This window comes from Ideonella sp. FW305-24 (assembly GCF_058788035.1).
Map to the genome: position 1 here is coordinate 71,665 of NZ_JBYTAI010000010.1, position 26,591 is coordinate 98,255.

At 67.9% G+C, this 26,591-nt stretch carries 19 protein-coding genes; 12 read left to right on the forward strand and 7 right to left on the reverse strand.

Going from position 1 to position 26,591, the window contains the following annotated elements:
- Positions 1 to 8 precede the first annotated feature (8 nt).
- The 6 genes from AC3WR5_RS23585 to ureA form a co-directional block, all read right to left on the reverse strand.
- Complete coding sequence (locus tag AC3WR5_RS23585; protein WP_492487573.1) at positions 9 to 2,486, reverse strand: glycoside hydrolase family 2 protein; 2,478 nt, start codon at positions 2,484 to 2,486, stop codon at positions 9 to 11.
- A 159-nt stretch (positions 2,487 to 2,645) separates the two neighbouring features.
- Positions 2,646 to 4,886 carry a M4 family metallopeptidase gene (locus AC3WR5_RS23590; RefSeq protein WP_492487575.1) on the reverse strand — a complete coding sequence of 747 codons (2,241 nt, stop codon included), beginning with the start codon at positions 4,884 to 4,886 and terminating at the stop codon, positions 2,646 to 2,648.
- Between the two features lie 406 nt (positions 4,887 to 5,292).
- On the reverse strand, positions 5,293 to 7,020 hold the full coding sequence (gene ureC / locus AC3WR5_RS23595) for an urease subunit alpha (protein ID WP_492487576.1): 1,728 nt from the start codon (positions 7,018 to 7,020) through the stop codon (positions 5,293 to 5,295).
- On the reverse strand, positions 7,020 to 7,325 hold the full coding sequence (locus AC3WR5_RS23600) for an urease subunit beta (RefSeq protein WP_492487577.1): 306 nt from the start codon (positions 7,323 to 7,325) through the stop codon (positions 7,020 to 7,022). Before AC3WR5_RS23600 ends, ureC begins: the two co-directional genes overlap by 1 nt.
- Positions 7,322 to 7,543: a hypothetical protein gene (locus tag AC3WR5_RS23605; protein WP_492487579.1), complete on the reverse strand. Its 222-nt coding sequence runs from the start codon at positions 7,541 to 7,543 to the stop codon at positions 7,322 to 7,324. The genes AC3WR5_RS23600 and AC3WR5_RS23605 overlap by 4 nt, the downstream gene beginning before the upstream one ends.
- 11 nt (positions 7,544 to 7,554) lie before the next feature.
- On the reverse strand, positions 7,555 to 7,857 hold the full coding sequence (gene ureA / locus AC3WR5_RS23610; protein WP_141287450.1) for an urease subunit gamma: 303 nt from the start codon (positions 7,855 to 7,857) through the stop codon (positions 7,555 to 7,557).
- A 154-nt stretch (positions 7,858 to 8,011) separates the two neighbouring features.
- On the opposite strand from ureA, the gene AC3WR5_RS23615 reads away from it, so the two are divergent.
- The 12 genes from AC3WR5_RS23615 to argJ all read left to right on the forward strand — a co-directional run bounded on the left by AC3WR5_RS23615 (position 8,012) and on the right by argJ (position 25,982).
- A complete protein-coding gene (locus tag AC3WR5_RS23615) occupies positions 8,012 to 9,733 on the forward strand; it encodes an alpha-amylase family glycosyl hydrolase (RefSeq protein WP_492487580.1) in 1,722 nt (573 codons plus the stop codon).
- An 82-nt stretch (positions 9,734 to 9,815) separates the two neighbouring features.
- Positions 9,816 to 12,143, forward strand: coding sequence for a 1,4-alpha-glucan branching protein GlgB (gene glgB, locus AC3WR5_RS23620; protein WP_492487582.1), 2,328 nt, complete (start codon positions 9,816 to 9,818; stop codon positions 12,141 to 12,143).
- Entirely contained in the window at positions 12,130 to 14,355 is a 2,226-nt protein-coding gene (gene glgX, locus AC3WR5_RS23625) for a glycogen debranching protein GlgX (protein ID WP_492487583.1), read from the forward strand. Before glgB ends, glgX begins: the two co-directional genes overlap by 14 nt.
- A 4-nt stretch (positions 14,356 to 14,359) precedes the next feature.
- Entirely contained in the window at positions 14,360 to 15,631 is a 1,272-nt protein-coding gene (gene glgC / locus AC3WR5_RS23630; RefSeq protein WP_141291891.1) for a glucose-1-phosphate adenylyltransferase, read from the forward strand.
- Between the two features lie 12 nt (positions 15,632 to 15,643).
- Entirely contained in the window at positions 15,644 to 17,089 is a 1,446-nt protein-coding gene (gene glgA / locus AC3WR5_RS23635) for a glycogen synthase GlgA (protein WP_492487585.1), read from the forward strand.
- Between the two features lie 53 nt (positions 17,090 to 17,142).
- Positions 17,143 to 19,677, forward strand: coding sequence for a glycogen/starch/alpha-glucan phosphorylase (locus tag AC3WR5_RS23640; RefSeq protein WP_492487587.1), 2,535 nt, complete (start codon positions 17,143 to 17,145; stop codon positions 19,675 to 19,677).
- 163 nt (positions 19,678 to 19,840) lie between these two features.
- Positions 19,841 to 20,467, forward strand: coding sequence for a type IV toxin-antitoxin system AbiEi family antitoxin domain-containing protein (locus AC3WR5_RS23645; RefSeq protein WP_492487589.1), 627 nt, complete (start codon positions 19,841 to 19,843; stop codon positions 20,465 to 20,467).
- Positions 20,464 to 21,315 carry a nucleotidyl transferase AbiEii/AbiGii toxin family protein gene (locus tag AC3WR5_RS23650; protein WP_492487591.1) on the forward strand — a complete coding sequence of 284 codons (852 nt, stop codon included), beginning with the start codon at positions 20,464 to 20,466 and terminating at the stop codon, positions 21,313 to 21,315. Before AC3WR5_RS23645 ends, AC3WR5_RS23650 begins: the two co-directional genes overlap by 4 nt.
- Before the next feature lie 173 nt (positions 21,316 to 21,488).
- Complete coding sequence (locus AC3WR5_RS23655) at positions 21,489 to 22,661, forward strand: hypothetical protein (RefSeq protein WP_492487593.1); 1,173 nt, start codon at positions 21,489 to 21,491, stop codon at positions 22,659 to 22,661.
- 264 nt (positions 22,662 to 22,925) lie between these two features.
- Positions 22,926 to 24,140: a hypothetical protein gene (locus AC3WR5_RS23660; protein WP_141288220.1), complete on the forward strand. Its 1,215-nt coding sequence runs from the start codon at positions 22,926 to 22,928 to the stop codon at positions 24,138 to 24,140.
- Between the two features lie 81 nt (positions 24,141 to 24,221).
- Positions 24,222 to 24,584 (forward strand): hypothetical protein, encoded by a 363-nt coding sequence (locus tag AC3WR5_RS23665; RefSeq protein WP_141288219.1) that lies wholly within the window; start codon positions 24,222 to 24,224, stop codon positions 24,582 to 24,584.
- Between the two features lie 159 nt (positions 24,585 to 24,743).
- A complete protein-coding gene (gene argJ, locus AC3WR5_RS23670) occupies positions 24,744 to 25,982 on the forward strand; it encodes a bifunctional glutamate N-acetyltransferase/amino-acid acetyltransferase ArgJ (protein WP_492487595.1) in 1,239 nt (412 codons plus the stop codon).
- Positions 25,983 to 26,146: 164 nt separating this feature from the next.
- Here argJ and AC3WR5_RS23675 read toward each other — a convergent pair whose 3' ends face one another.
- Positions 26,147 to 26,581, reverse strand: coding sequence for a bactofilin family protein (locus tag AC3WR5_RS23675; protein ID WP_492487597.1), 435 nt, complete (start codon positions 26,579 to 26,581; stop codon positions 26,147 to 26,149).
- Positions 26,582 to 26,591 lie beyond the last annotated feature (10 nt).

The following is a 26,591-nucleotide window of genomic DNA, read 5'->3' on the forward strand; positions in this document are numbered from 1 at the left end:
AGGAACCCTCAGGCCTCGAAAGGTGTCTGGTCCAGTGCCGTGACCTGGATGGGCAGGTCGGGGCCGGTGACGGCGATGCTGCGCACGTCGCCCGGCATCAGGTCGATGAAGTTGTCGGAGAAAGCAACGCCGGGCGCCGTCAGCCAGATGCCTTTGGTCGGGCGCTCGGTGCGCAGCGTCAGGCCGCCCGCGTGACGCGCCACCTGCAAGCCGCAGTCGCCCAGCGGGTGGAAGCGGAACGGTTCGGGCCAGGCGCAGTCGCGGGCGATGCACTCGCCGTCCACCCACAGGCTGGCTTCGACGACGGCCGGCGCGGCCAGGTCCAGCGGGAAATTCAGGTCGGTGCTGCCGTTGGATGGCGCCATGAGTTCAGCCGTCTGCACTTCACTGCTGACCCCGGCCAGCGCATGGCATTGCAGGCGGACTTCGCAGCGGGTCGCCGCAAGCGCTGACGAGATCCAGCAACGAGCTTCGCCGTCGACCTGCCGGACCGCGATGGCCAGCGGCGCCAGTGCGCGGCGGATCGCATGCCATGCAGGTTTCAGCGTGCCAAGCGAATCGATGATGGCCCAGCTGGTCACCGGCCAGCAGTCGTTGAGCTGCCAGACCAGCGCGCCGCCCACCGCCCGCCGGCCAGCGCCCAGCCAGCGGTGGCGGAAGTCCTGGAAGGCGTAGCGCATGGCCTCGGCCTGCACGAACTGGGTGGCATAGACCGCATCGGCCAGCGTGGGTCCGGCATTCAGCGTGTCGGCCACATACACCGCCAGCCGCCGGTGGCCATCCTGCAGCGGCAGGCCGGCTTTGTTGTGCGCGGCCATGGTGCGGCTGAGCGGGAATTGCTCGGCTTCGGGGATGGCTTGCTGCAGCAGGTCCAGCGACGGATGCGACTGCATGCCGAACTCGCTGACGAAGCGCGCCTGCACCGTGTGATAGCGCTGGTACGGCAGCATCGCGCCGTGCCAGATTTCCCAGCTGTGGCGGTCGCCCACGGTGGGGTTGTCGGAGGTCAGCGTGTCGGTGGCGCTGGGGCTGTAGGGGCTGCCGGGCCAGTAGGGGCGCTGCGGGTCCAGCCGGGCGCAGAGCTCGGGCAGCAATTGTTCGTAGATGGCGCGGGCTTCGAAGCGGGCCATGTCCTTGCCCTTGCCGTACAGCCCCATGGACTCGGCAATCGCGTAGTCCTCGTTGTTGCCGCACCAGAGCGCCAGGCAGGCGTGGTGGCGCAGGCGCTTGACTGCGGCAGCGGCCTCGGCCTCCACGCTGCGCAGGAACTCGGGGTTGGCCGGGTAGATGCCGCAGGCGAACAGGAAGTCCTGCCAGACCAGCAGGCCGAGTTCGTCGCAGGCGGCGTAGAACGCGTCGTCCTCGTAGATGCCGCCGCCCCACACGCGCAGCATGTTCATGTTCGCCTCGGCCGCCTGCTGCACGCGCAGCCGGTAGCGTTCAGGCGTGATGCGGTTGAGCAGGTTGTCGTCCGGTATCCAGTTGGCGCCGCCCATGAACAGCTCGCGGCCATTGACCTCGAAGCAGAAAGAGCTGCCTTTTTCACCGGCCACCGGTTCCTGCAACAGCCGCAGCCTGCGCAGGCCGATCCGGCGGCTGTGCGTGTCCAGCACCTGCTCGCCGGCCTGCAGCGTGGTCACCAGCGTGTACAGCGGCTGCGCGCCCTGGCCGTTGGGCCACCAGAGTTCCGGCGCGTCCACATGCAGGCTGGCCTCGGTGCCGGCGGGCACCGAAGCTTCGGCCACGAGCTTGCCTTGCGGGTCGAGGAGACGGTGGTGCAACGCCAACGCCGCGTCCTGCGTTCCCGCCAATTCGCAGCGCAGGTCTACCCGCGCATGGCCGAGGTCCGTCGTCAGGTGCACGGTGCTGTCCACCTCTTGCAGCCGGGCCTCGTAGGTTTCGAGCTTGACCGGCTGCCACGGCCCGGCGGTCAACAGCACAGGGCCCCAGTCCCAGCCGTAGTGGTACTGGGCCTTGCGCACATGCAGCCGGCTGGATTCACCATTCCACAGGTTGCGCCGCCCCAGAACTGCCTCCCGCTCGCGCCCCCGCCGCTGGGCCGATTCGAAACAGATGCCCAGCCGGTTCGAGCCGGGCGTCAACAGGCCTCGAACGTCGATGCGTGCCGGCACGAACATGTTGTCGCTGATCAGCACTCGCTGTCCGTTCAGGTAGACGGTGGCAAACGTGTCCAGCCCCTCCAGCACCAGGTCCACCTGCGCGCCCAGCGCTGCGGCGTCGACATCGAAGTCGCAGCGGTAGCACCAGTCCTGCTCGGCCACCCATTGCACTTCGGCCTCCTGCGTGCCGAAGTAAGGGTCCGGTATCGCCCCCTGCGCAATCAGGTCCTGGTACACCGTGCCCGGCACCGTCGCCGGCCGCCAGTCCGCCTCGGCCGCCAGGTTCTCCAGCATCGAGAGCTCAGGCGCCGCCATCCGGAACAGCCAGGATTCGTGCAGCGGGCGGGCGGTGGTGGCAGCGGGCATGGCGAGGCTCCGGGTGCGGTGGGCGGCATGAGGTCAGGACCGATGCTGGCACAAGCGAGGCCTGCGCGGGCCGCTGCCAATGAAAACGGCCGCCCGTTGGGGGCGGCCGTGTGATGCCGGAGGCTGAAGGCAGCGAGCTTTCGGCTGCCTTTCCTCGCGTCAGTAAGTGGCCTTCAGGCTGACGCCCGAGAAGGCTGAGTAGCCGCGCACCATGATGTAGTAGTCACCTGCCGAGGTGCTGGTGGTGGTGCAGGTCTCGTTGTTGCCGCTCAGGTAAGGCCGGCACGAGTACGTGGTGGTGGTCGGCCGTGACCCGAAGCGGGTGTAGAGGTCTGCGTCGCCCGTGCCACCCGAGGTGGTGATCGTCAGCGTCTTGCCGGCCGGGACTGTGATGCGCCAGTATTGCGCGCTGCTGGTGGCCCCGGAGATCGTGATGGCCTGGCCATTGGTCAGCAACGGATCACCACCGCCGCCGCCACCCGTCGTGGAGTAAGTGGCCGTCAGCGAGACGCCGCTGTAGGCCGAATACCCGTTGAGCAGCACGTAGTAGGTGCCGGCCGCAGGGTTGGTCACGGTGCAGGTTTCGGCGTTGCCGGTCTTGTACGGACGGCAGTCGTAGGTCGACAGGGTCGGGCGGGCGCCCAGCTTGGTGTAGAGGTCCACGTCACCGGTGCCACCCGAGATGGCGATGGTCAGCGAGGTTTGCCCACTCGGCACGACGATCTTGTAGAACGCCTGCGAGCTGGCCGCTCCGCTGATGCCGGTCACCGCGGTGCCGTTGGTCAGCACGATGTCCGTGCCACCGCCGCCACCACCGCCACCGCCGGTGCCACCGGTCACCGCCACGCCTACGGCATTCCAGGCATCGGCCACCGAGACCTGCTCAGCCGCGGTCAAGCCGAGGTTGATCGCGGCTTGTTTGGTCGCGTTGCCGGCTGCCAGGAAGTTGGCGTTGGAGGTCAGGATGTTGACGTTGGCTTCGTAGAAGACCCGGATGGCCTTGGCCATGCCGATGCCGGTCACGTTGATCGTGGACTTGCCGCGGGGATGGGTGCCACCCTGCGAGAGCAGGTAGAACGCCAGGTTGGCAATGCCCGAGCTGTAATGCACGTCCACATTGCCCACGCCGCTGACCCAGAAGTCCTTGGACGAGCCATCGGCCGCCGGGTCGCTCATGTAGCGCAACGCAGGCGGCAGGATGTCTTCGCCGACCTTCCAGGTGTCGGCCGAGACGGTCAGCGTGCCGGTCTTGCCGCCGTCGACATAGGCCTCGGTGAAGGCACCGAAGATGTCGGACATGGCCTCGTTCAGGCCGCCCGATTCACCCGAATAAACCAGCCCGGACTCGTTTTCGGTCACGGCGTGGGTCAGTTCGTGGCCGGTCACGTCCACGGCGCGCGCCAGCGGCAGGCAACCTTGGCTGGAGTTGCCGTCGCCGTAAACCATCTGCGTGCCGTCCCAGTAGGCATTGCAGTAGTTGGTGCTGTAGTGCACCGAGCTGATCAGCGCGGCACCGGCATTGTTGTAGGAGTCGCGGTTCCAGAAGGCCTTGTAGGCTTCGTAGGTGGCGCCGGTGCCGTCGTAGGCGGCGTTCACGTCGGTGTCGCTGGTGGCCGCCTGGCCTTCGGAACGCTTCAGCGTGCCGGGGATGCTGGTGCCGTTGTTGGCGCTGTAGATCTTGCGGTTCTCGGCGAAGTGGATCTGCGGATGCACCGCGACGATGGCGCCGCTGTCCACGTCGACGTAGACCTTGTCGCGCACCGGGTCCTGCCCGCGCGTGCCGGTCACCACCGTCTCGTAGGCCATGTGGAAGCGGCCTTCGGGCGTCAGCAGGAACACCTTGTGCGGTGGCGTGGTGGCCATGCCGGCGAAGCGCGCATCGGCCGCGATTGCGGGATGCACTGCACTTTCGCCGACGTTCTTGGCTCCCAGCGTGGCCGCGATGTCGCCGCGGGCCGTGCCGTTGATCGCGAAGATCTTGCCCTTGCCGTCAATGTGCACGACCAGGTCACCGCCGATCACGTCCAGGCCGCGGTGGGTCTGGTTGTAGCGCAAGTGCTGGTTGCCGTTGGGGTCCACGTTGACCTTGCGCAGCTGCAGCTCGGCCGGGCGCAGGCGCAGGGCGGCCAGCGCCGGGACCAGCGCGGGGCGCATGGCCTGCTGGGTGGCGGCAAGGTCCGTCGCGTCCAGCCGCGGGGCGTGACCGAGGTCGCCTCGCAGGAACAGCGGCAGTCCGTCAGAGCTGGCCTGGATCACATCGACCGATGGCAGCGTGCCGAGCGCACGTGCGACGTCCGTTGGCGTGTTGCCGGGGATCGCGGCCATTGCGCTGGTGGCCAGCAAAAGGCCTGAGGCGGCCAGGGCGGTCATCAACGGACCATGGGCCCATCTGAAACTCATCGAACTCATCATTGCTCCCAACAGGTATGGGTTCACGCGCGGTAACGCGTGCTGCCATGTCGTCCATGCCCGCCCGGATTGGCGAGCGGACGGATGCTCGGAGTGCGACAAGGATGTGTCAAACCCCTAAGTCGTCAGTGACCTGAGGTGCCTCAAGGCAGGTCTTACGAGGAGATGGCGCTGTCCCAGGCGCTGGCCGCCCACGGCGCTAAGGGATCGTCCTGATGGGACACACCCTGGAAACAACGATCGCCTGTCCCCTTCACAGGTGACGAGGCATTGCGTGCTGAGGAAGGGCGCGACTCTTGCGCCTCGCGAAGCCGGTGAGCCGGCTGCCGTGGATCCGTGCAACGGCGCTCCCGCGCCGTTGCCGGAACTTGCTGAACTTACGCCTGGATGCGTAGTGTCAGAATAAGAAGTACCTCTGCGCCATCGGCAGCACTGTCGCCGGTTCGCAGGTTAGCAGCTGGCCGTCGGCGCGCACGTGGTAGGTCTGCGCGTCGATCTCCATGGTCGGCAGGTAGCTGTTGTGCACCATGTCGGTCTTTCTCACGGTGCGGCAGCCGCGCACCGCGGCGAGCTGCTTCTTCAGGCCGAAGGCGTCGCCGATGCTGTTGGCCAGGCCCGCCTGGCTAACGAAGGTGAGCGAGCCGCGGGCCAGCGCGCCGCCGAAGGCGCCGAACATCGGGCGGTAGTGCACCGGCTGTGGCGTGGGGATGCTGGCGCTGGGGTCGCCCATCGCGGCCATCGCGATGAAGCCGCCCTTGAGGATCAGGCTGGGCTTGACGCCGAAGAACGCTGGGCGCCAGAACACCAGGTCGGCCCACTTGCCGACCTCGATCGAGCCGACTTCGTGCGCAATGCCGTTGGCCAATGCCGGGTTGATGGTGTACTTGGCCACGTAGCGCTTCAGGCGGCCGTTGTCGTGGCGCTCCGGGTCGCCGGCCAGCTTGCCGAGCTGGGCCTTCATCTTGTGCGCCGTCTGCCAGGTGCGGATGATGACCTCGCCGACCCGGCCCATGGCTTGGCTGTCCGAGCTCATCATGCTGATCGCGCCCAGGTCGTGCAGCATGTCCTCGGCGGCAATCGTCTCGCGGCGGATGCGGCTTTCGGCGAAGGCCAGGTCCTCGGCGATGGACGCGTCCAGGTGGTGGCAGACCATCAGCATGTCGACGTGTTCGTCCACCGTGTTGACGGTGTAGGGCATGGTCGGGTTGGTGGAACTGGGCAGGAAGTTGGCCTCGCCGACCACGCGCAGGATGTCCGGCGCATGGCCGCCGCCGGCGCCTTCGGTGTGGAAGGCGCAGAGGCTGCGGCCCTTGGTTGCGGCAATCGTGTCTTCGACGAAGCCGGATTCGTTCAGCGTGTCGCTGTGGATCGAGACCTGGGTGTCGGTTTCTTCGGCGACCGACAGGCAGCAGTCGATGGCCGCGGGCGTGGTGCCCCAGTCCTCGTGCAGCTTCAGGCCGATGGCACCGGCCTCGATCTGCTGGCGCAGCGCGGCCGGCTGCGAGGCATTGCCCTTGCCGAGGAAGCCGAGGTTCATCGGGAAGGCGTCTGCCGCCTGCAGCATGCGTCGCAGGTTCTCCGGTCCCGGCGTGCAGGTGGTGGCGAAGGTGCCGGTGGCCGGGCCGGTGCCGCCGCCCAGCATGGTGGTCACGCCGCTGGAGAGGGCCTCCTCGATCTGCTGCGGGCAGATGAAGTGGATGTGGCTGTCGATGCCGCCGGCCGTGACGATCATGCCCTCACCGGCAATCACCTCGGTACCCGGTCCGATGACGATGTCCACGCCCGGCTGCACATCCGGGTTGCCGGCCTTGCCGATGGCGGCAATGCGCTGGCCGCGGATGCCGATGTCGGCCTTGACGATGCCCCAGTGGTCCAGGATGACCGCGTTGGTGATGACCAGGTCCACCGCCTCGTGTGCGCCGGGGCCGTTGGGCACCTGGCTCTGGCCCATGCCGTCGCGGATGGTCTTGCCGCCGCCGAACTTCACCTCTTCGCCGTAGCCACCGGCCTTCAGCGTGAAGTCTTGTTCAACTTCGAGGATCAGCCCGGTGTCCGCCAGCCGCAGCCGGTCGCCCGTCGTGGGGCCGAACATTTCGGCGTAGGCGCGTTTTCCAATCGTGGCCATCAAAGTTTTCCTTGCACCAGGCCGCGGAAGCCGTAGACGGTGCGGCTGCCGCTCAGGTCGACCAGCTCGACCGTGCGCTGCTGGCCCGGCTCGAAGCGCACCGCGGTGCCGCTGGCAATGTTCAGCCGCATGCCACGCGCGGCCTCGCGGTCGAAGCTCAGTCCAGCGTTGGTTTCGGCAAAGTGGTAGTGCGAGCCAACCTGCACCGGCCGGTCGCTGGCGTTTTCGACGACCAGCGTCAGCGTGCGGCGGCCGGGGTTCAGCGGCAGGTCACCGTCGTCGGTGAAGAGTTCGCCGGGGATCATCGGGCGGACCTTGGCGCCGAGGCCTGGCGCTGGCGCAGCTTGCGGCGCAGCAGCACGCTGGCGCCGTACAGGACCAGCGTGGCTGCGACGAAGGCGGCTTCGATGCCGTGGTGGCCACCGGTGTGGCCCGGGTGCGCGGCGGCGGCCAGCGGCAGGGCGGCCAGGGCCAGCGAAGCGCCCAGGTTCAGGGCGCGGCAAAACGGGGAGGGCAACAGCATGGTGGCTCCTGTCAGGCAATCGGTTGGTGCACGGTCACCAGCTTGGTGCCGTCGGGGAAAGTGGCTTCGACCTGGATCTCGGGGATCATCTCCGCCACGCCTTCCATGACCTGGGCGCGGGTCAGCACGGTCTTGCCCTCGCTCATCAGCTGCGCGACGGTCTTGCCATCGCGGGCGCCTTCCATGATGGCGGCGCTGATCAGGGCCACGGCTTCCGGATAGTTGAGCTTCAGGCCGCGCGCCAGCCGGCGTTCGGCCAGCAGCGAGGCGGTGAAGATCAGCAGCTTGTCTTTTTCGCGGGGCGTCAGTTCCATGCGGTGTTCCTGCGGCGGCGAAGGCCGGCCGGGTGAGGGTTGTCTGCAAGGCCGGTGCCAGTGTCTTGCAAAGCGGCTTGCAAGCCCGGTTGGGTACGGGCCGATTTCAGGGCAAGATAGGGAAAACGAGAAATCGATGCGAGGAAACGACTGCATGACCGTGATCAGCCCAGACCTTTCCCCTCGGACTGCAGACGGCCGCCGGCCGGACCCGGACTGGTGGCGCGGTGCCGTCATCTACCAGATCTACCCGCGCAGTTTCGCCGATGCCAACAACGACGGCATTGGCGATTTGCCCGGCATCACCGCCCGGCTGGAACATGTGGCGGAGCTCGGGGCCGACGCGATCTGGATCTCGCCCTTCTTCAAGTCGCCCATGGCCGACTTCGGCTACGACGTGGCCGACTACCGCGAGGTGGACCCCATCTTCGGCACGCTGGCCGACTTCGATGCGCTGCTGGCCAAGGCCCACGCGCTGGGCCTGCGCATCATCATCGACCAGGTGCTCTCGCACACCTCCGAGCAGCACGCCTGGTTCAAGGAAAGCCGCAGCAGCCGCGACAACCCCAAGGCCGACTGGTACGTGTGGGCCGAAGCCAAGCCCGATGGCAGCCCGCCGAACAACTGGCTCAGCGTCTTTGGCGGCCCGGCCTGGCAGTGGGACAGCCGGCGCCGCCAGTACTACCTGCACAGCTTCCTGACTGCACAGCCCGACCTGAACCACCACAACCCCGAGGTGCAGGACGCCTTGCTGGGCGACGTGCGCTTCTGGTGCGAGCGCGGCGTGGACGGTTTCCGCTTCGACGCCTGCAACCACCAGTTCTACGACCGCTCGCTGCGCGACAACCCGCCAGCCGATGCCAAGGAACAGCAGAGCGTGACGACGGTGCGGCCGGACAACCCGTATGCCATGCAGCGCCATCTGCACGACAAGACCCAGCCCGAGAACCTGGCCTTCCTGCAGCGCGTGCGCCAGGTGCTGGACGGCACCGGTGCGGTCAGCATCGGCGAGGTGGGCGACGACCATCCGCAGCCCATCATGGCCGACTACACCGAGGCCGGCAAACGCCTGCACATGGCCTACAGCTTCGCGCTGCTGACGCCGTATGTCTCGGCCAAGCAGATCCGAGAGCAGGTCGAAAGCCTGGAACTGGCGCTGGCGCGCACCGGTGGCTGGGGCTGCTGGGCGCTGTCCAATCACGACGTGCCGCGCGTGGCCTCGCGCTGGGCGCCCGCCAATCAACCCGACCCGGTGCTCACCCGCACGCTGCAGGCCCTGCTGTTCACGCTGCGCGGCAGCGTCTGCACCTACCAGGGCGAGGAGCTGGGCCTGCCCGAGGCGGACATTCCGTTCGAGTTGCTGCAGGACCCTTACGGCAAGACCTTCTGGCCCGAGTTCAAGGGCCGCGACGGCTGCCGCACGCCCATGCCCTGGCAGCACGACGCGCTGCAGGCGGGTTTCAATGCCGGCGCCGCGCCCTGGTTGCCGCTGGGCCAGGGCCACGGCGAGCGCTCGGTGGACCTGCAGCGGGCCGACCCGGCCAGCCCGCTGCACCATGCCCGCGCACTGCTGGCCTGGCGCCGCGGCGAAGCCAGGTTGCGCCACGGCAGCATCCGCTTCCATGACGCGGCCGAGCCGGTGCTGCTGTTCGAGCGCGCGCGGGGTGCCGGCCCGGCGCTGGTGCTGGCCTTCAATCTGGGCGACACGCCAGTCAGCCTGCCGTTGCCGGCCAAGCTTGGCATGCTGCTGCCCGTCAACGGCACACCCATTGCCCCTGCGGAACTGTTGGAAGCTTCAGGCGATGCGCACTGCGCCGGCGGCCGCTGCTGGCTGTTGCCGGCGCATGGCGCGGCGATTGCTGTCACTGCCGCTTGAGGCCCTCCAAACATCCCTGCCCGGTTGCCGCGTATTGCGGTAGATTGGCCCTCACTTCTGCACAGGACTGTTGCCGCCGCGCATGACCGCTTTACCCGTGCCAGATGCCCAGCCCGGCGCCCAGCCCGGCCCCTCACTCGGCGCTTTCCCCGGCGCCCCTTCGGCTGACCTCGTCGCCGCGCTGCAGCGCGCCGAATCGGCCGACCCGTTTGCCGTGCTCGGCCCGCATCGCCTGGCCGATGCATCGCCTGGCTGGGCGCTGCGGGTGCTGTTGCCCGGCGCCGTCCAGGTCAGCGCCGTGACACCCAAGGGCGCATTGCTTGCGCCCTTGCGCTGCGTGACCGGCAGCGACCTGTGGTGCGGCGTGCTGCCCGCGTCCGAAACCGCGCCCGACTACCGCCTGCAGATCGACTGGGGCACGCACCAGTCGCGGCTCGACGACGCCTACCGCTTTGGCTCGCAGCTGCGCGAGACGGACCTCTGGCTGCTGTCAGAAGGCACGCACCTGCGGCCTTACGAGGCGCTGGGCGCGCATCCGCTGGACGTCGGCGGTGTGGGGGGGGTGCGCTTCGCCGTCTGGGCACCGTCGGCGCGGCGGGTCTCGGTGGTCGGCAGCTTCAACAGCTGGGATGGTCGGCGCCACGCGATGCGGCTGCACCCTGCCAGCGGCGTGTGGGAGATCTTCATCCCGCACGTGGCCGAGGGCGACCTGTACCGCTTCGAACTGGTGGGGGCCGACGGTCGGCTGCGCCTGAAGTCCGACCCATACGCCAACCGCGCCGAGCTGCGGCCCAGCACCGCCTCCATCGTGCAGCGGCTGCCTGCCGGCGTGGCCAGCAGCCCGCTGCGCCGCCGTGCCAACGCGCTGGACGCGCCCATCAGCATCTATGAAGCGCACCTGGGCTCGTGGCGCCGCGGGCCGGACAACCGCTGGCTGAGCTACCGCGAACTGGCCGCGCAGCTGGTGCCCTACGTGCGCGACATGGGCTTCACCCACATCGAGCTGCTGCCGGTGCAGGAGCACCCGTTCGATGGCTCGTGGGGCTACCAGCCCACCGGCCTGTTTGCGCCCACCTCGCGCTTTGGGTCGCCGGAAGACTTCAAGCACTTTGTCGACACCGCGCACGCCGCCGGCCTGGGCGTGATCCTCGACTGGGTGCCGGCTCATTTCCCGACCGATGAACACGGCCTGGCCCAGTTCGACGGCACCCATCTCTACGAACACGCCGACCCGCGCGAGGGTTTCCACCCCGACTGGCAGACGCTGATCTACAACTACGGCCGCCGCGAGGTGCGCAACTTCCTGATCGGCAACGCGCTGTACTGGATCGAGCGCTTCGGCATAGACGGGTTGCGGGTGGACGCGGTGGCCTCGATGCTTTACCGCGACTACAGCCGCAAGGAAGGCGAGTGGATTCCGAACCAGCACGGCGGCCGCGAGAACCTGGAAGCCATCTCCTTCCTGCGGCGCATGAACCGGGCCATCGGCATCGAGCGGCCCGAGGCCATCATGATCGCCGAGGAGTCCACCTCGTTTGCCGGCGTCAGCCGCCCGCCGTCGGACGACTGCGAATCCGGCGGCCTGGGCTTCCACTACAAGTGGAACATGGGCTGGATGAATGACACGCTGCGCTACCTGGCGCGCGACCCGGTGCACCGCAGCTTCCACCAGGACGAGCTGCGCTTCTCGCTGGTCTATGCCTTCAGCGAAAACTTCATGCTGCCGCTCTCGCACGACGAAGTGGTGCACGGCAAAGGCTCGCTGCTGCGCAAGATGCCGGGCAACGATTGGCGCCGCTTTGCCAACCTGCGCGCGGCCTACGGCTACATGTGGGGCCACCCCGGCAAGAAGCTGCTCTTCATGGGCAACGAGATCGGCCAGTGGGGCGAGTGGAACGCCGAAGCCCAGCTGGACTGGCCGCTGCTGGAGCGCGAGCCGCATGCCGGCCTGCAGCGCCTGGTGCGTGACCTGAACCTGGTGTTGCGCCACCACCCGGCGCTGTACCAGCGCGATGTGTCCGGCGACGGCTTCGAGTGGCTGCGCCATGACGATGCCGCCAGCTCGGTGCTGGCCTTTGTGCGCAAGGCCGGCGGTGATGCACCGCCGGTGGTTGTCGTCAGCCACTTCACGCCCGAGGTGCGCCACGGCTACCGCATTGGCCTGCCGCGAGGCGGCCAGTGGGAATCGCTGCTGAACACCGATGACGCGGCCTACGGCGGCAGCGGCGTGTCGCCCGGGCCGCTGCAGGCCGAAGCCGTGCCCTGGGACGGCCAGCCACAGTCGCTGGTGCTGACGCTGCCGCCACTGGCCACGTTGATGCTGCGCCCGGTCGGTGGCCCGCTGCCGGTCGACTTCTCTGCGCTCATCGCCTCGGAAGCTGCCACCGAAGGCACGAATGCCCGTCCCTGAGTTACCGCCTGGCGACCCGCTGTCGCTGGGCGGCTGCGTCGTGCCCGGCGGGCTGCGCTTTGGCGTCTGGGCGCCCGAGGCCGAGCAGGTCTGGCTTTGCCTGTTCGACGACAACGGCCAGCAGGAAACCCAGCGACTGCCGCTGCTGCCCAGCCCGCTGGGCGTCTGGCATGGCACGCTGCCGGGTGGCCGGGCCGGGCAGGTCTACGGCTACCGCGCGGCTGGCCGCTGGGCGCCTGAAGAGGGCCTGCGATTCAACCCGCAGCGCCTGTTGCTGGACCCGTATGCGCGTGAAATGGTTGGCAGCTACCGCGGCCGCACGCAAGCCGAGCTGGCCGCCTACCTGGACTTCGACCCGGCCGACCCTTCGCGGCCGCACCCGGACGACAACGCCGCTGTCGCGCTGAAGGCGCGCGTGCTGCCCGAGCTGGCCGCGCAGCCGGTGGCGCTGAAGCCGCCGCCCGCAGGCCAGCGCGTGATTGCCGAGGTCCATGTGCGCGGTGCCAGCGCGCTACACCCCGGGCTGCAGGCCGGCCAGCGTGGGAGCTACGCCGGCCTGGCCCATCCGACGCTGATCGCCCACTGGCGCGGCCTGGGTGTCACGACAGTGCAGCTGATGCCGGTGCAGGCCCGTGCCGACGAAGCCCGGCTGCAACTGCTGGGCCTGCGCAACCACTGGGGCTACACGCCGATTGGGCTGCTGGCACCCGAGGCGCGTTATGCCGGGCCGCCCGAGCTGGAAACAGGAGATAGCGGCCACACCGCCGGGCCGGCCTTGCGCGAAGCCATTGCCAAGCTGCGCAGCGAAGGCTTCGAGGTGCTGCTGGACGTCGTGTTCAACCACAGCGCCGAAACCGACCTGCAGGGGCCTTGCCTGGGCTTCAAGGGCCTGGCCAACCGCCACTGGTATCGCGCCGAGCCGGATGCGCCGGGCCAGTACCAGAACTGGACCGGCTGCGGCAACACGCTGAAGCTTGCCGAGCCCATGGTGCTGCGCTGGGTGGTGGACGCGCTGCGCCACTGGGTGCAGGCTTACGGGGTGGACGGCTTTCGCTACGATCTGGCGCCCATCCTGGCGCGCGACGACACCGGCCGGTTCGCCGGCGGCGCGGCCCTGTTCGCCGCGCTGCAGGCCGACCCGCTGCTGCGCCGCTGCCTGCACATTGCCGAGCCCTGGGACCTGGCGCCGCACAGCTACCAGCTCGGCGGCTTCCCGCCCGGCTGGCTGGAATGGAACGACCAGGCCCGCGACAGCCTGCGCGCCTACTGGCTGCAGCCCGGCCACGAGCGCAGCACGCGCGCCGCGCTGGCCACCCGCCTGGCTGGCTCCAGCGACCGTTTCGCCGCCGATCCGCGCCGCCCGCGCCCGCCGTCTGCCAGCGTCAACTTCGTGACCTCGCACGACGGCTTCACGCTGCGCGACCTGGTGAGCTACAACCAGCGCCACAACGAAGCCAACGGCGAACACAACCGCGACGGCCACGGCGACAACCTGAGCTGGAACGCCGGCATCGAAGGCGACAGCGACGACCCCGCCGTGCAGCACACCCGTGCCCGGCTGCAGCGCGCCCTGCTGGCCACGCTGCTGCTTTCGCGCGGCACGCCGATGCTGCTGATGGGCGACGAACTCGGCCACACCCAGCACGGCAACAACAACGCCTACTGCCAGGACAACCCCGTGTCCTGGCTGGACTGGGGCGACGCCGGCAAGCCGGCGGAGACTCAAGCCTTGCCAGCCTTCATCGCCCGGCTCACCGCGCTGCGCCGCGCTGACGCTGCGCTGCATGCCGACCAGTGGCTCAGTGGCCAGCCTGGCGCCGATGGCGTGGCTGACGTGACCTGGGCCACACCATCCGGCACAGCGCTGGACGAAGCCGGCTGGCACGACCGTGGCGAACGGGCCTTGAGCGTGCTGCTGGCGCCGCCGGGCGTGGGCCACTGCACGCTGCTGCTGTTCAACCCCATGGACCAGCCGCGCCGCTTTGCCTTGCCGGCGCCGCCGCGTGGTGGCGCCTGGCGACCCTTGCTGGACAGCGCCACGGCCAGTGGCGAGCCGGCCAAGCCCGAAGCGGCTGCGGGTGCGCCCGATGGGCTTTCAGGATGCGAGCTGCCGCCTCGAAGCGTGCAGGTCTGGTGCAGCGCCGCGTTGGCGCTGACGCCGCTCGTGAACCCGGCCGCGCAGGTGGCCTTCGATGGAACGAACGGAGACTGATGTGATGGACTTGAACCGCAGTGCGAACAGCCGTTGGCTGGCCCGGCGCACGCTTGCGCTGGTGCTGGCCGGCGGGCGTGGCTCCCGCCTGATGAACCTGACCGACAACCGCGCCAAGCCCGCGGTGCACTTCGGCGGCAAGTTCCGCATCATCGACTTCGCGCTGTCGAACTGCCTGAACTCCGGGCTGCGCCGCATCGGCGTGATCACGCAGTACAAATCCCACTCGCTGCTGCGCCACCTGCAGCGCGGCTGGAGCTTCATGCGCAACGAGATGGGTGAATTCATCGACCTGCTGCCGGCGCAGCAGCGGACCAACGAAGAGCACTGGTACCGCGGCACGGCCGATGCGATCTGGCAGAACCTGGACATCATCCGCAACTCCACGCCGCCCGAGTACGTGGTGGTGCTGGCCGGGGACCATGTCTACAAGATGGACTACTCCATCATGCTGGCCGACCACGTGGCCAATGGCCGCGGCGTGACGGTGGGCTGCATCGAGGTCTCCTGCGAAGAGGCCACCGGCTTTGGCGTGATGGCGGTCAACGAGCAGCGCCACGTCACCGCCTTTGTCGAGAAGCCGGCCGTGCCACCCACGCTGCCCGGCCAGCCCGGCCGATCGCTCGCCAGCATGGGCATCTACATCTTCAGCGCCGACTACCTGTTCCGCCTGCTGGAGGAAGACGCGCTGGATCCGAACTCCAGCCATGACTTCGGCAAGGAGCTCATTCCGCGCGCGGTCGCGGAGGGCCAGGCGCTGGCGCATCCATTCTCGATGTCGGCCATTGCCAACCCGCCGTATTCGCGTCCGTACTGGCGCGATGTGGGCACCGTGGACGCCTACTGGGCCGCCAACCTGGACCTGGCTTCGACCACGCCCGAGCTGAACATGTACGACCGTGACTGGCCGATCTGGACCTACCAGGAGCAGCTGCCGCCAGCCAAGTTCGTGCACAACCAGGAAGACGGCCGGCGTGGCCAGGCGGTGGACAGCCTGGTCTCGGGCGGTTGCATCGTCTCCGGCGCCACGGTGGTCGACTCGGTGCTGTTCTCCAACGTGCTGCTGCGCTCCTACAGCCAGGTCACGCGCAGCGTGGTGCTGCCGGATGTTCAGATCAACCGCCACTGCCGCGTGCGCAACGCGGTGATCGACCGGCGCTGCAAGCTGCCCGAGGGCCTGGTGGTCGGCGAAGACGCCGAGCTGGACGCCAAGCGCTTCTACCGCAGCCCCAACGGCGTGGTGCTGGTCACCCGCGACATGCTCAGAAAACTCTAAGGAATCCAATCGATGCGGGTGCTGCAGGTCTGCGCTGAAATTTTTCCCTTGCTCAAGACGGGCGGGCTGGCCGATGTGGCGGGCGCGCTGCCGGCGGCACTGCAGGCCGCCGGTGCCGATGCCCGGGTGCTGCTGCCCGGCTTCGACTCGGTGCTGGCCGGCCTGACCGAGCCGGCCCTGGTGGCCGAGCTGCCGGCGCGCGGCCAGGTGCCGGCAGCCCGCCTGCTCTATGGCCAGCTGCCGGCGGCCAACACCTCCGGCTACGTGATCGAATCGCCCGCGCTGTACCAGCGCGCCGGCGGCCCGTATGCCGACGGCAACCAACAGCCCTATGCCGACAACCACCTGCGTTTCGCCCGCCTGGGCTGGGCCGCGGCCGAGCTGGCGCAGGGGGCTGACGCGTACTGGCGGCCCGAGCTGGTGCATGCCCACGACTGGCATGCCGGCCTGGCGCCGGCCTGCCTGCGCGCGCTGGGCTCGCCCGCGGCCTCGGTCTTCACCATCCACAACCTGGCCTATCAGGGCAGCTTCGACGCCCGGCACTTCGCCGAGCTGGGCCTGCCACCCGAGTTCTTCGGTGTGGATGGCGTGGAGTTCCACGGCGGCCTGAACTTCATGAAGGCCGGGCTGTTTTTCGCCGACCACCTCAGCACCGTCAGCCCGACCTACGCCCGCGAGATCCAGCAGCCCGAGCAGGGCATGGGGCTGGACGGCTTGCTGCGCACCCGCAGCGCGGTGCTGCACGGCATCCTGAACGGCGTGGACCCGGCCGTCTGGGACCCGGCGCATGACCCGGCCATCACTGCCACCTACGAGCCGCGCCGCCTGGGCCGCAAGGCGCTGAACAAGGCCGCGCTGCAGGCTGCGATGGGGCTGGCCCTGGTGCCGGACTCGCCGCTGTTCATCGTCGTCAGCCGGCTCACCGAGCAGAAGGGCCTGCACCTGGTGCAGGCGGCCGTGCCCGGGCTGGTGGCATGCGGCGCGCAGTTTGCGCTGCTGGGCAGTGGCGACCCCGGCATGGAAGCTGCATTCCGCAGGCTCGCGGAGGAAACGCCGGCCTCGGTGGCGGTGCGCATCGGCTATGACGAGCTGTTTGCCCATCAACTGGTGGCCGGCGGCGACGTGATCATGGTGCCTTCCCGATTCGAACCCTGCGGGCTGACGCAGCTGTACGGCCTGCGCTACGGCACCTTGCCCTTGGTGCGCCGCGTCGGTGGGCTGGCCGACACGGTGACCGATTGCTCGCTGGAGGCGCTGGACGACGGCAGTGCGACCGGCATGGTGTTCGACAGCTTCGACGAAGCCGGCCTGGCGACGGCGCTGCGCAGGGCGCTGGCGCTGTACCGCCGGCCGCGCGACTGGCGCGCGGTGCAGCGCAACGCCATGGCCCAGCGCCATGACTGGGGCGTGGCGGCAGAGGCGTATCTGGCGATGTACCGCGCAGCACTCGGCCACTGAACCACCTTCCAAGAACCAACACGACCCGACCCATACAGAAAGCGACGGATGCCATGGACCTGACCCAGTTCGAGCACCAGTACGACCACCTGGCCACCGACGTGGCCGCCTTCAAGCGGCTGATTGCCAACAAGCTGATCTACCAGGTCGGCAAGGACCCGATCTCGGCCCGGCCCGAGGACTGGATGCATGCCGCGGCCTACGCGGTGCGCGACCACTTGGTCGGCCGCTGGATGCAGACCACGCGCGCCCAGTACGCGCAGGACGTCAAGCGCGTCTACTACTTCTCGATGGAGTTCCTGATCGGCCGCACCTTCGGCAACGCGGTGCTGGCACTCGACTTGATGCCCACGCTGCGCCAGGCGCTCAAGGAGTTCGACTGCGACGTGGACGCGCTGTTCGAGCTGGAGCCCGACGCGGCGCTGGGCAACGGCGGCCTGGGCCGGCTGGCCGCCTGTTTCCTCGACTCGATGGCCACGCTGGGCGTGCCGGGCTTTGGCTACGGCATCCGCTACGACTACGGCATGTTCCGCCAGACCATCCAGGGTGGCCGCCAGGTCGAGGCGCCGGACTATTGGCTCACCCATGGCAACCCGTGGGAGTTCCCGCGGCCCGAGGTGGTCTACCGCGTGCGTTTTGGTGGCCGCATCGAAGAAAGCCCCGCGCCCGGCGGCGGCCCTGCGGCCGTGCGCTGGGTGGGCACCGACGACGTGCTGGCCATGGCCTACGACACCATCATCCCCGGCTACGGTACGCCCGCCACCAACACGCTGCGGCTGTGGAGCGCCAAGGCCACCGAAGAGATGGACCTGAAGGCCTTCAACCAGGGCAACTACTTCGGCGCGGTGGAGACCAAGAACCACAGCGAAAACGTCTCGCGCGTGCTGTACCCGGACGACTCCACCGCCGACGGCCGCGAGCTGCGCCTGCGCCAGGAGTACTTCTTCGTCTCGGCCAGCGTGCAGGACCTGGTGCACCGCTACCTGCGCACCCACAGCGGCTTCGAGAAGCTGCCCGACAAGGTCAGCATCCACCTGAACGACACCCACCCGGTGCTGGCCATCCCCGAGCTGATGCGGGTGCTGATCGACGAGCAGCTGCAGCCCTGGGACACGGCCTGGGCGCTGTGCCGGCGCATCTTCAGCTACACCAACCACACGCTGATGCACGAGGCGCTGGAGACCTGGCCGATCGAGCTGTTCGGCCGCGTGCTGCCGCGCCACCTGCGCATCATCTTCGACATCAACGCCCGCTTCCTGCAGGAACTCACCGAGCAGCACGGCGCCGACGCCGCGCTGATGCGCCGGCTGTCGCTGATCGACGAAGGCGGCGAGCGGCGCGTGCGCATGGCCTACCTGGCGGTGGTCACCAGCCACTCGGTCAACGGTGTCTCGGCGCTGCACTCGGAGCTGATGATCCAGTCGATCTTTGCCGACTTCGCCAAGCTCTGGCCGGAACGCTTCAACAACAAGACCAATGGCATCACGCCGCGCCGCTGGCTGGCGCATGCCAACCCCGGCCTGTCGGCCCTGCTGGACGCCCGCATCGGCCGCGGCTGGCGCCGCCACCTGGACCAGCTCGAAGGCCTGAAGGGCGCGCTGGAACTGCCCGGTTTCCTCGGCGCCTTCCGCCGCGTGAAGCGCCAGAACAAGCAGCGCCTGGCCGCGCTGGTGCAGCAGCAGATGGGGCTGGCGCTGAACGTGGACGCGCTGTTCGACGTGCAGGTCAAGCGCATCCACGAATACAAGCGCCAGCTGCTCAACGTGCTGCACGTCATCTCCCGCTACCGCCGCATCCTGGCCCAGCCGGACGCGCAGTGGGTGCCCCGCGTGGTCGTCTTCGCCGGCAAGGCAGCCTCGGCGTACCACATGGCCAAGCTGGTGATCCGCCTGATCAACGACGTGGCCGAGGTGGTCAACAACGACCCACGCACCCAGGGCAAGCTGCAGGTGGTGTTCGTGCCGAACTACAGCGTCAGCCTGGCCGAGATCATCATCCCGGCGGCCGACCTGTCCGAGCAGATCTCCACCGCTGGCACCGAGGCTTCGGGCACTGGCAACATGAAGTTTGCGCTGAACGGTGCACTGACCATCGGCACGCTGGACGGCGCCAACGTCGAGATGCGCGAGCACGTCGGCCCCGAGCACATCTTCATCTTCGGCCACACCACGCCCGAGGTCGCGGCCCTGCGTGCCCGCGGCTACCAGCCGCGCGAGTGGGTGGAGAAGGACCCGGAGCTGGCCGCGGTGCTGGAGCTGCTGCGCAGCGGCGTCTTCAGCCCCGGCGAACCCGCGCGCTACCAAGCCATCATCGACACGCTCGTGAACTGGGGCGACCACTACCTGCTGCTGGCGGACTACCGCAGCTACGTCGACATGCAGGACAAGGTCGATGCGCTCTACCGCAACACCGACGAATGGACCCGCCACGCGGTGCTGAACGTCGCCGGCATGGGCCATTTCTCGTCCGACCGCACCATCGCCGAATATGCCCACGACATCTGGCACAGCACCCCCGTGCAGCTGCCACAACCGCTGCAGGCCTCCGCCAGCCTGCCGGTCGGCCACTTGGTGCCGCAGCAGCGGTAGCACTTGTGAGGAAACTTGGAGCGTCGCTGCGTTTCCTCATGAGGCCGGGCCGCGTGAACCCCTGCCCTGTCCATTCGAAGACATTGGGCGTGCAGGGCGCTGGGGTGTTGCGTTTATACTGTAATAATTTATTCTCACCGTTTTTAAGCAACAGAATTCGCGGATGAAGCCGCCCTCCGCAGCCATCGCTGACACCCACGAACAGCAGGTGATGCGCCTTGCGCGCGCCCGAACCCTGCTGCGAGCGCGTGATCTGACCGAGCAGGGGCTGCCAACGATCACCCTGACGCGCTTGGTGAAGGCCGGCAAGCTGGAGCGCGTGTCCCGAGGCTTGTACGGTCTCCCCGACGAGGAAATCAGCGAGCACCGTTCGCTGGCGGAAGTTGCGGCACGCGTGCCCAAGGGGGTGGTGTGCCTGCTGTCCGCGTTGCGGGTCCACGAGATTGGCACGCAGGCTCCGTTTGAAGTCTGGATCGCCATTCCGCTGCACATGGTGAGCCCGCGGCTGGACCAGCCCGCCATCCGCGTCGTGCGCATGTCCGACGAAGCGCTGGCCGAGGGCGTGGAACGGCGGGTCATCGATGGCGTCGAGGTGCCGGTCTTCAACGTGGCCCGTACCATCGTCGACTGCTTCCGGTTCCGCAACAAGATCGGTCTGGACGTGGCGCTTGAAGCCTTGCGCGAAGGGTGGAGTGGCCGCAGATTCAGCATGGATGAGCTTTGGCGCCATGCCGCTCGTGGTCGCGTGGCCAACGTGATGCGACCGTACATCGAGGCGATCACGGCATGACAAGCAACCGCGCGGCGTCGATCCGTGCACGGCTCAAGCAGCACCCGTTCACAGCCAAGCAGGACTTCAACCTGACCCTGACCCGCTATGGACTGGAACGCCTGCTGTACCGGCTGTCCATCTCCGAGCACGCGCACAATTTTCTGCTCAAGGGAGCGCTGCTGTTCCAGCTCTGGTACGGCCAAACGCACCGTCCGACCCGCGACGCTGATCTGCTGGGGTTCGGCCAGGACGACGTGCCCACGCTCGTTGGCGTTTTCCGATCCATCTGCCGCATCGCGGTGGACGATGGCATCGTGTTCGACCCCGCATCTGTGGCCGGCACCGAGATTCGCAAGGAAGCTGGCTACGGGGGCGTGCGCATTGACCTCCGTGCCACGCTCGACGGCTCGCGCCTCGCCTTGCAGATCGACATCGGCTTTGGCGATGCGGTCACACCCGAGGCCCAGTCAGTCGTCTACACGACCCTGCTGGTCGACGTGCCTGCGCCGACCTTGCGTGCCTACCCCAAGGCCACGGTGGTGTCCGAAAAGCTGCATGCCGTGACGGTGCTGGGCATGATCAACACCCGGATGAAGGACTTCTTCGACCTGTGGGTGTTGCTGCAAGACGCCTCCTTGAACGATGCGGAACTGCAGCGCGCCGTTGAAGCCACCTTCGCTCGCAGGCAAACCGCCATGCCCCGTGCTCAGCCGCTCGGTCTGAGCGATGTGTTCGCCAACGACGCCTCGAAGCAGGTGCAATGGCAGGCGTTCCTGAAGAAAAACAAGTTGGCACCGCTGGACTTTGGTGACGTGATCCGCTTGATCCGCGAGCGTGCGCGAGAACTCGGATTCGTGGGCGAGTAGTCATCACCGCGGTTCACCAATGGCTGGGGCGGCAGAAGAAATCAGTTCGATCCCGAATCGGGACTGACACCGCACGACACAGTTTTTTGCGACCGCCTCTCAAGTGAGCGGCGGCATTGGTCGATAGCTGGATAAGCCCTGTGAACACGGGGCAATTCCTGAGGAATCGACCGATGAATGCCGTGTTACGCGCCACGCCGCTGTGGACCCTGATGCTGATGCTTGCCGCCTGTGGCGGAGGCGGAGACAGTTCGACTGGCAGCGAAACCGCGGCGGCAACGTCCGGAAGCACCTCGGGCAGCAATGTCGACAGCAGTGCCGGCGGTGCGGTTGCCGCGGCCGAGGGTGTCAGCGAGATTGCTGCGGCGACCGCCGCTGCCCCCACGCTGGCACAGCGCAAGGCCGCGGCGACCAAGGTGGCCGGCAAGGATGCCAGCTGCACCTCGCTGACCCCGTTCTACTGGGAGATCGGCAACGCGACCGGCAAGCAGGCCAGCGGCACTGGCGGCGCCGTCACCAGCACCAACAAGGCGCCGACGGCGACCACCCTGATGCCGGTGGCTTCGGCTTCGAAATGGGTGTTCGCCAGCACGGTGATCGAGCAGATCGCCGGCAGCCTGTCGGCCAATGACGTGGCCCTGCTCAGCATGCGTGGCGGCTACAACAATTTCGACAGCTGCAGCAACACCGGCACCGTGGCGTCCTGCCTGAAGGAGCCGGGCCGCTTCGGCGGCACCAACGGCGACCACATCGCCGCGCAGGACGGCAAGTTCTCCTACGGCGGCGGCCACATGCAGGTGCTGGGCAATGCCCGCGGCCTGGGCCCGGACAACAACAGCCTGCTGGCCAGCGCCTTGCGCTCGCAGCGCGGCATGTCCAACAGCATGAGCTACATCAACCCGCAGCTGGCGGGCGGCCTGGCCACCACGGCCACCGGCTACGCCAGCTTCCTGCGCCAGATCCTGGACGGCAGCTACGCCAGCACCGCGAAGTCGCTGGGCACGCAGGCCACCTGCACCCACACCAACGGCAGCGATTGCACGACGGCCATCTTCAGCCCGATCAACCAGTCCCGCCCCGGTGGCCCGAACGACATCAGCGACGAGCGCTGGCACTACTCGCTGGGCCACTGGGTGGAAGACGACCCCACGGTCGGCGATGGTGCCTTCAGCAGCCCGGGCCGTTTCGGCTTTTATCCGTGGATTGACAAAAGCAAGGCCTGGTACGGTGTGCTTGCACGCACGGACAGCGTGAATGTCAACAGCACGGACCCGAAAAAGGCGCCGTACAACACCTCCATGCAGTGCGGTCGCAAGATCCGCGCAGCCTGGGTCAAGGGCAGCTGAGGAGCTGATCCGGGCCACGGTCTGGCCTGACAAATATGGGCGCCCGATGGCGGCGCCCGCAAGGGTTTGCGGCAGGCCGAACGCCGCAATTTGTCACATTTCTGGTGGCATGGTTGCTGCATGTTTGTCTTGGACAGCTGTAGAGCAGCCAAGCCATCAGGGGGTGTCGTTGGACAGGGCGCCAGGACAAGTTCGAGAGCGCCCAGGCGATGCCGGGTCGGTAGCGAAAAACTCGCACCGGGCCGCATAGAAAGAGATTGATCAATGACGAAGTTGGGACACCAGGCGGGGCATGCCCGTCTGATGGGCGCGCCTGCGCGTGAAATGCGTCAAACCGACGCGGTGCAGCAGGCGACGATGACCGCCAATCATGGCGGCTTGACGGCCAAACTGATGGCCAGCCGTTTTGGCTGGAATCTGGTGGCATTTGCGACGCTGTCGCTGTTCGCAGTTGCAGCGGCTCACTCGGCCACCGTGGACGAGCGGGCTGCTGCAGCCGGGATCGTGGCCAGCACCGATCCGGCCTGCACCAGCCTCACGGCTTTCTATTGGGAAATTGGCGATGGCGTCGGCCTCAAGGCCAGCGGCCAGGGCGGCAGTGGTGGCAGCCTGAAGACCATCAATGCGACCACCACCATTCCGGTGGCCTCGGCCTCGAAATGGGTCTTCGCCAGCATGGCGGTGGAGCAGGTGCAGGGCCAGGTGAGCGACGTGATGGCCAAGGCCCTCACGATGAGCGCCGGCTACGTCAACTTCAACGCCTGCTCGACCGCCTCCACGGTGGACAGCTGCCTGTCCGAACCGGGTGCTGCCGGTGGCACCAACGGCGACTACACGTCCAACTATGACGGCTATTTCTACTACGGTGGTGGCCACATGCAGGTGCTGGGTGACGCAATGGGCTACGGCCCTGACACCACCGCCGACCTGACCGCTGCAACCAAGCTGCTGCCCAACACCAAGCGCGGCCTGACCTGGGTCAATCCGCAGCTGGCGGGCGGCCTGGGCGTGTCGGTCAACGGCTACACCCAGTTCCTGCGCAACCTGATCAACGGTTCGTACACCTACATGAACCCGGCGCTGGGCTCGCACGCGGTGTGCACCCACACCAACGGCGACGATTGCCCGACGGCCTACTACAGCCCGATCAACAACGGTCGTCCGGGTGGCGTCAACAACATCAGCGACGAGCATTGGCACTACTCGCTGGGCCACTGGGTCGAGGACGACCCGACGGTTGGCGACGGCGCCTTCAGCAGCCCCGGCAAGTTCGGCTTTTATCCCTGGGTGGACGCGGGCAAGCAGTGGTACGGCGTGATCGCCCGCTACGACATGGCCAACGTCTACAACACCGATCCGCAGAAGCAGCCTTACTACACCTCGGTGCAGTGCGGCCGCAAGATGCGCGCGGCCTGGATCGACCCGACCGGCCAGGGGCTGGTGAGCAAGGCGCTCAAGGCGCAAGCCAAGAAGAGCTGACGCCAGGAGGGCCGGGATCGTGGCCGGGCCTGTCCCGCGCCATACAATCCCGGCCCTGTTTCATTTCTGTTCGAGCGCCACGTGGACCTCAAGCTTCCCATCAAGATCATCGACGAGTTGGCCGAGTCGGTGATCGAATCAACCGGCGTCCTCGACCTGGCCAGCGGCGAGATCCGCGACGTGAAACTCAGCGAGGACAACGATCCGCCGTATGAGGGATTCCCGGGCGAGGACGAGGACTATGAGTTCACCTCCGGCATGCTGACCAACGGCAAGAAGGAAGTCGAATTCCGCGTCGAGGTCGACGTGGTCGGTCGCAAATACTCGGTCACGCCGTCTGAACTGCTGGAGCTGAAAGGCCGCGCCGCGCGCCTGTTCTCCGCCGCGCCCAGCGCGCCGCCGGCACCGCCTGCGCCCCCGCCCAAGGGCCGCAGGAAGAGCTGACCGAACCCGGCAGCTGCAAGCCCCGCCACCCTGGGCCGCTGCCACGAAACGTCACACCGACGTTCGTACAATTCGCGCATCCCGCCAGGGCGCCATTTGGAACATCCCAATGGCGCCCTTGTCGTCTTCGGACCTTCTTCTTCGACCGTGAGCGCTGCCATGCCAGTCAACCTGCAAGCCCCGAACCCTCTCGACCTGGCGCCGGTGGCCGGCGTCACGCTGGGCATTGCCGAAGCCGGCGTGCGCAAGGCCAATCGCAAGGACCTGGTCGTCGTGCGGCTGGAAGAGGGCGCGGCAGTGGCCGGCGTGTTCACGCAGAACCGCTTCTGCGCCGCGCCGGTGCAGGTCTGCCGCGAGCACCTGGCAGACTTGGCGGAAGGCAGTGCGATCCGCGCCATCGTGGTGAACACCGGCAATGCCAACGCCGGCACCGGCGCCGACGGCCTGGCCCGCGCCCGCCGCACCTGCGCCAGCCTGGCCACGCTGATGGGTGTCGCGCCCGAACAGGTGCTGCCGTTCTCCACCGGCGTGATCATGGAGACGCTGCCGGTCGAGCGCATCGAAGCCGGCCTGCCGGCTGCGCTGGCCGACCTGCAGCCCAGCCACTGGGGCCGCGCCGCCGAAGGCATCATGACCACCGACACGCTGCCCAAGGCCGCGTCGCGCCAGCTCACGATTGGCGGCAAGACCGTCAACGTGACCGGCATCTCCAAGGGCGCCGGCATGATTCGCCCGAACATGGCGACCATGCTAGGCTTTGTCGCCACCGACGCGGTGATCGCGCCCGAGCTGCTGCAGCCGCTGGTCAAGGCCGCGGCCGACCAGTCCTTCAACCGCGTGACCATCGACGGCGACACCTCGACCAACGACTCCTTCCTGCTGATCGCCACCCAGCGCGCCGGCCACGCCGCCATCACCTCGCTGAGCAGCGAAGAAGGGCAGGCGCTGCAGGCGGCGGTGTTCGAAGTCTCGCGCCTGCTGGCCCAGGCCATCGTGCGCGACGGCGAAGGCGCCACCAAGTTCATCGCGGTGCAGGTCGATGGTGGCCGCGATGAGGCCGAGTGCAAGCTCGCTGCCTACGCCATCGCCCATTCACCGCTGGTCAAGACCGCCTTCTTCGCCAGCGACCCCAACCTCGGCCGCATCCTGGCGGCCGTCGGCTACGCCGGCATCGGCGACCTGGACCAGAGCCTGATCGAGATGTTCCTCGACGACGTTCATGTCGTCACCCAGGGTGGCCGCCACACCGCCTACCGCGAGGAAGACGGCCAGCGTGTGATGAAGCAGAGTGAGATCACGGTGCGCGTGGACCTCAAGCGCGGCCCAGCGACGACCACCGTCTGGACCTGCGACCTGTCGCACGACTACGTCAGCATCAACGCCGACTATAGAAGTTGAGCACCCGGCGCCATGCGTACATGGCGCCACCCTCCGAGAGGGTGGCTCGGCCGCTTGGGAGCGGCCCGGCGCTGGCCGAGCCCCAGCCCTGATTCAGGTTGGGTGGCCGGGCAACCCGCGAAGGGCGAGGTTGCTGAAGGCGGTGCTGGCGCACCGGAGGTATCTCAATACGAAGGCGTTGCCGGCGGGTCCATCTCGCCGCGGTATTCGACCTTGCCGCGCAGCTTGGCGCGGGGATGCACGTCCAGCAGGGCGTCATAGATCGCGTCGCCCAGCAGGGTGGCGGAGCCGGTGATTTCCAGGGTCTTGCGGGCGATCACAGTGCCGCGCACGATGCCCTCGATCAGCACGTGGTCGGCTTCGATCTGGGTGGCTTCGACGACGCCCGTGGGGCCGATGTGCACGGTGCCGCCTTGCTGCAGCTGGATGGGGCCCTTGAGCGTGCCGTCGATGCGCAGGCCCAGGTCCTTCGTGGTGCTGAAGGTGCCTTCGAAGACTGCGCCTTCGGCGATCAGGCTGGAGATCGCGTTCAGCGGTTCCACCGGCACCAGGCGGGGCGTGAAGCTGGCGGTGTTCGGATTCTGGTCTGCGCCGTTCATGGCTCACTCA

What these genes read in the sequence shown, in the direction of transcription:
- AC3WR5_RS23585 (WP_492487573.1), bottom strand. Translation starts at nt 2,486, where the DNA reads ATGCCCGCTGCCACCACCGCCCGCCCGCTGCACGAATCCTGGCTGTTC.
- AC3WR5_RS23590 (WP_492487575.1), bottom strand. Translation starts at nt 4,886, where the DNA reads ATGAGTTTCAGATGGGCCCATGGTCCGTTGATGACCGCCCTGGCCGCC.
- ureC (WP_492487576.1), bottom strand. Translation starts at nt 7,020, where the DNA reads ATGGCCACGATTGGAAAACGCGCCTACGCCGAAATGTTCGGCCCCACG.
- AC3WR5_RS23600 (WP_492487577.1), bottom strand. Translation starts at nt 7,325, where the DNA reads ATGATCCCCGGCGAACTCTTCACCGACGACGGTGACCTGCCGCTGAAC.
- AC3WR5_RS23605 (WP_492487579.1), bottom strand. Translation starts at nt 7,543, where the DNA reads ATGCTGTTGCCCTCCCCGTTTTGCCGCGCCCTGAACCTGGGCGCTTCG.
- ureA (WP_141287450.1), bottom strand. Translation starts at nt 7,857, where the DNA reads ATGGAACTGACGCCCCGCGAAAAAGACAAGCTGCTGATCTTCACCGCC.
- AC3WR5_RS23615 (WP_492487580.1), top strand. Translation starts at nt 8,012, where the DNA reads ATGACCGTGATCAGCCCAGACCTTTCCCCTCGGACTGCAGACGGCCGC.
- glgB (WP_492487582.1), top strand. Translation starts at nt 9,816, where the DNA reads ATGACCGCTTTACCCGTGCCAGATGCCCAGCCCGGCGCCCAGCCCGGC.
- glgX (WP_492487583.1), top strand. Translation starts at nt 12,130, where the DNA reads ATGCCCGTCCCTGAGTTACCGCCTGGCGACCCGCTGTCGCTGGGCGGC.
- glgC (WP_141291891.1), top strand. Translation starts at nt 14,360, where the DNA reads ATGGACTTGAACCGCAGTGCGAACAGCCGTTGGCTGGCCCGGCGCACG.
- glgA (WP_492487585.1), top strand. Translation starts at nt 15,644, where the DNA reads ATGCGGGTGCTGCAGGTCTGCGCTGAAATTTTTCCCTTGCTCAAGACG.
- AC3WR5_RS23640 (WP_492487587.1), top strand. Translation starts at nt 17,143, where the DNA reads ATGGACCTGACCCAGTTCGAGCACCAGTACGACCACCTGGCCACCGAC.
- AC3WR5_RS23645 (WP_492487589.1), top strand. Translation starts at nt 19,841, where the DNA reads ATGAAGCCGCCCTCCGCAGCCATCGCTGACACCCACGAACAGCAGGTG.
- AC3WR5_RS23650 (WP_492487591.1), top strand. Translation starts at nt 20,464, where the DNA reads ATGACAAGCAACCGCGCGGCGTCGATCCGTGCACGGCTCAAGCAGCAC.
- AC3WR5_RS23655 (WP_492487593.1), top strand. Translation starts at nt 21,489, where the DNA reads ATGAATGCCGTGTTACGCGCCACGCCGCTGTGGACCCTGATGCTGATG.
- AC3WR5_RS23660 (WP_141288220.1), top strand. Translation starts at nt 22,926, where the DNA reads ATGACGAAGTTGGGACACCAGGCGGGGCATGCCCGTCTGATGGGCGCG.
- argJ (WP_492487595.1), top strand. Translation starts at nt 24,744, where the DNA reads ATGCCAGTCAACCTGCAAGCCCCGAACCCTCTCGACCTGGCGCCGGTG.
- AC3WR5_RS23675 (WP_492487597.1), bottom strand. Translation starts at nt 26,581, where the DNA reads ATGAACGGCGCAGACCAGAATCCGAACACCGCCAGCTTCACGCCCCGC.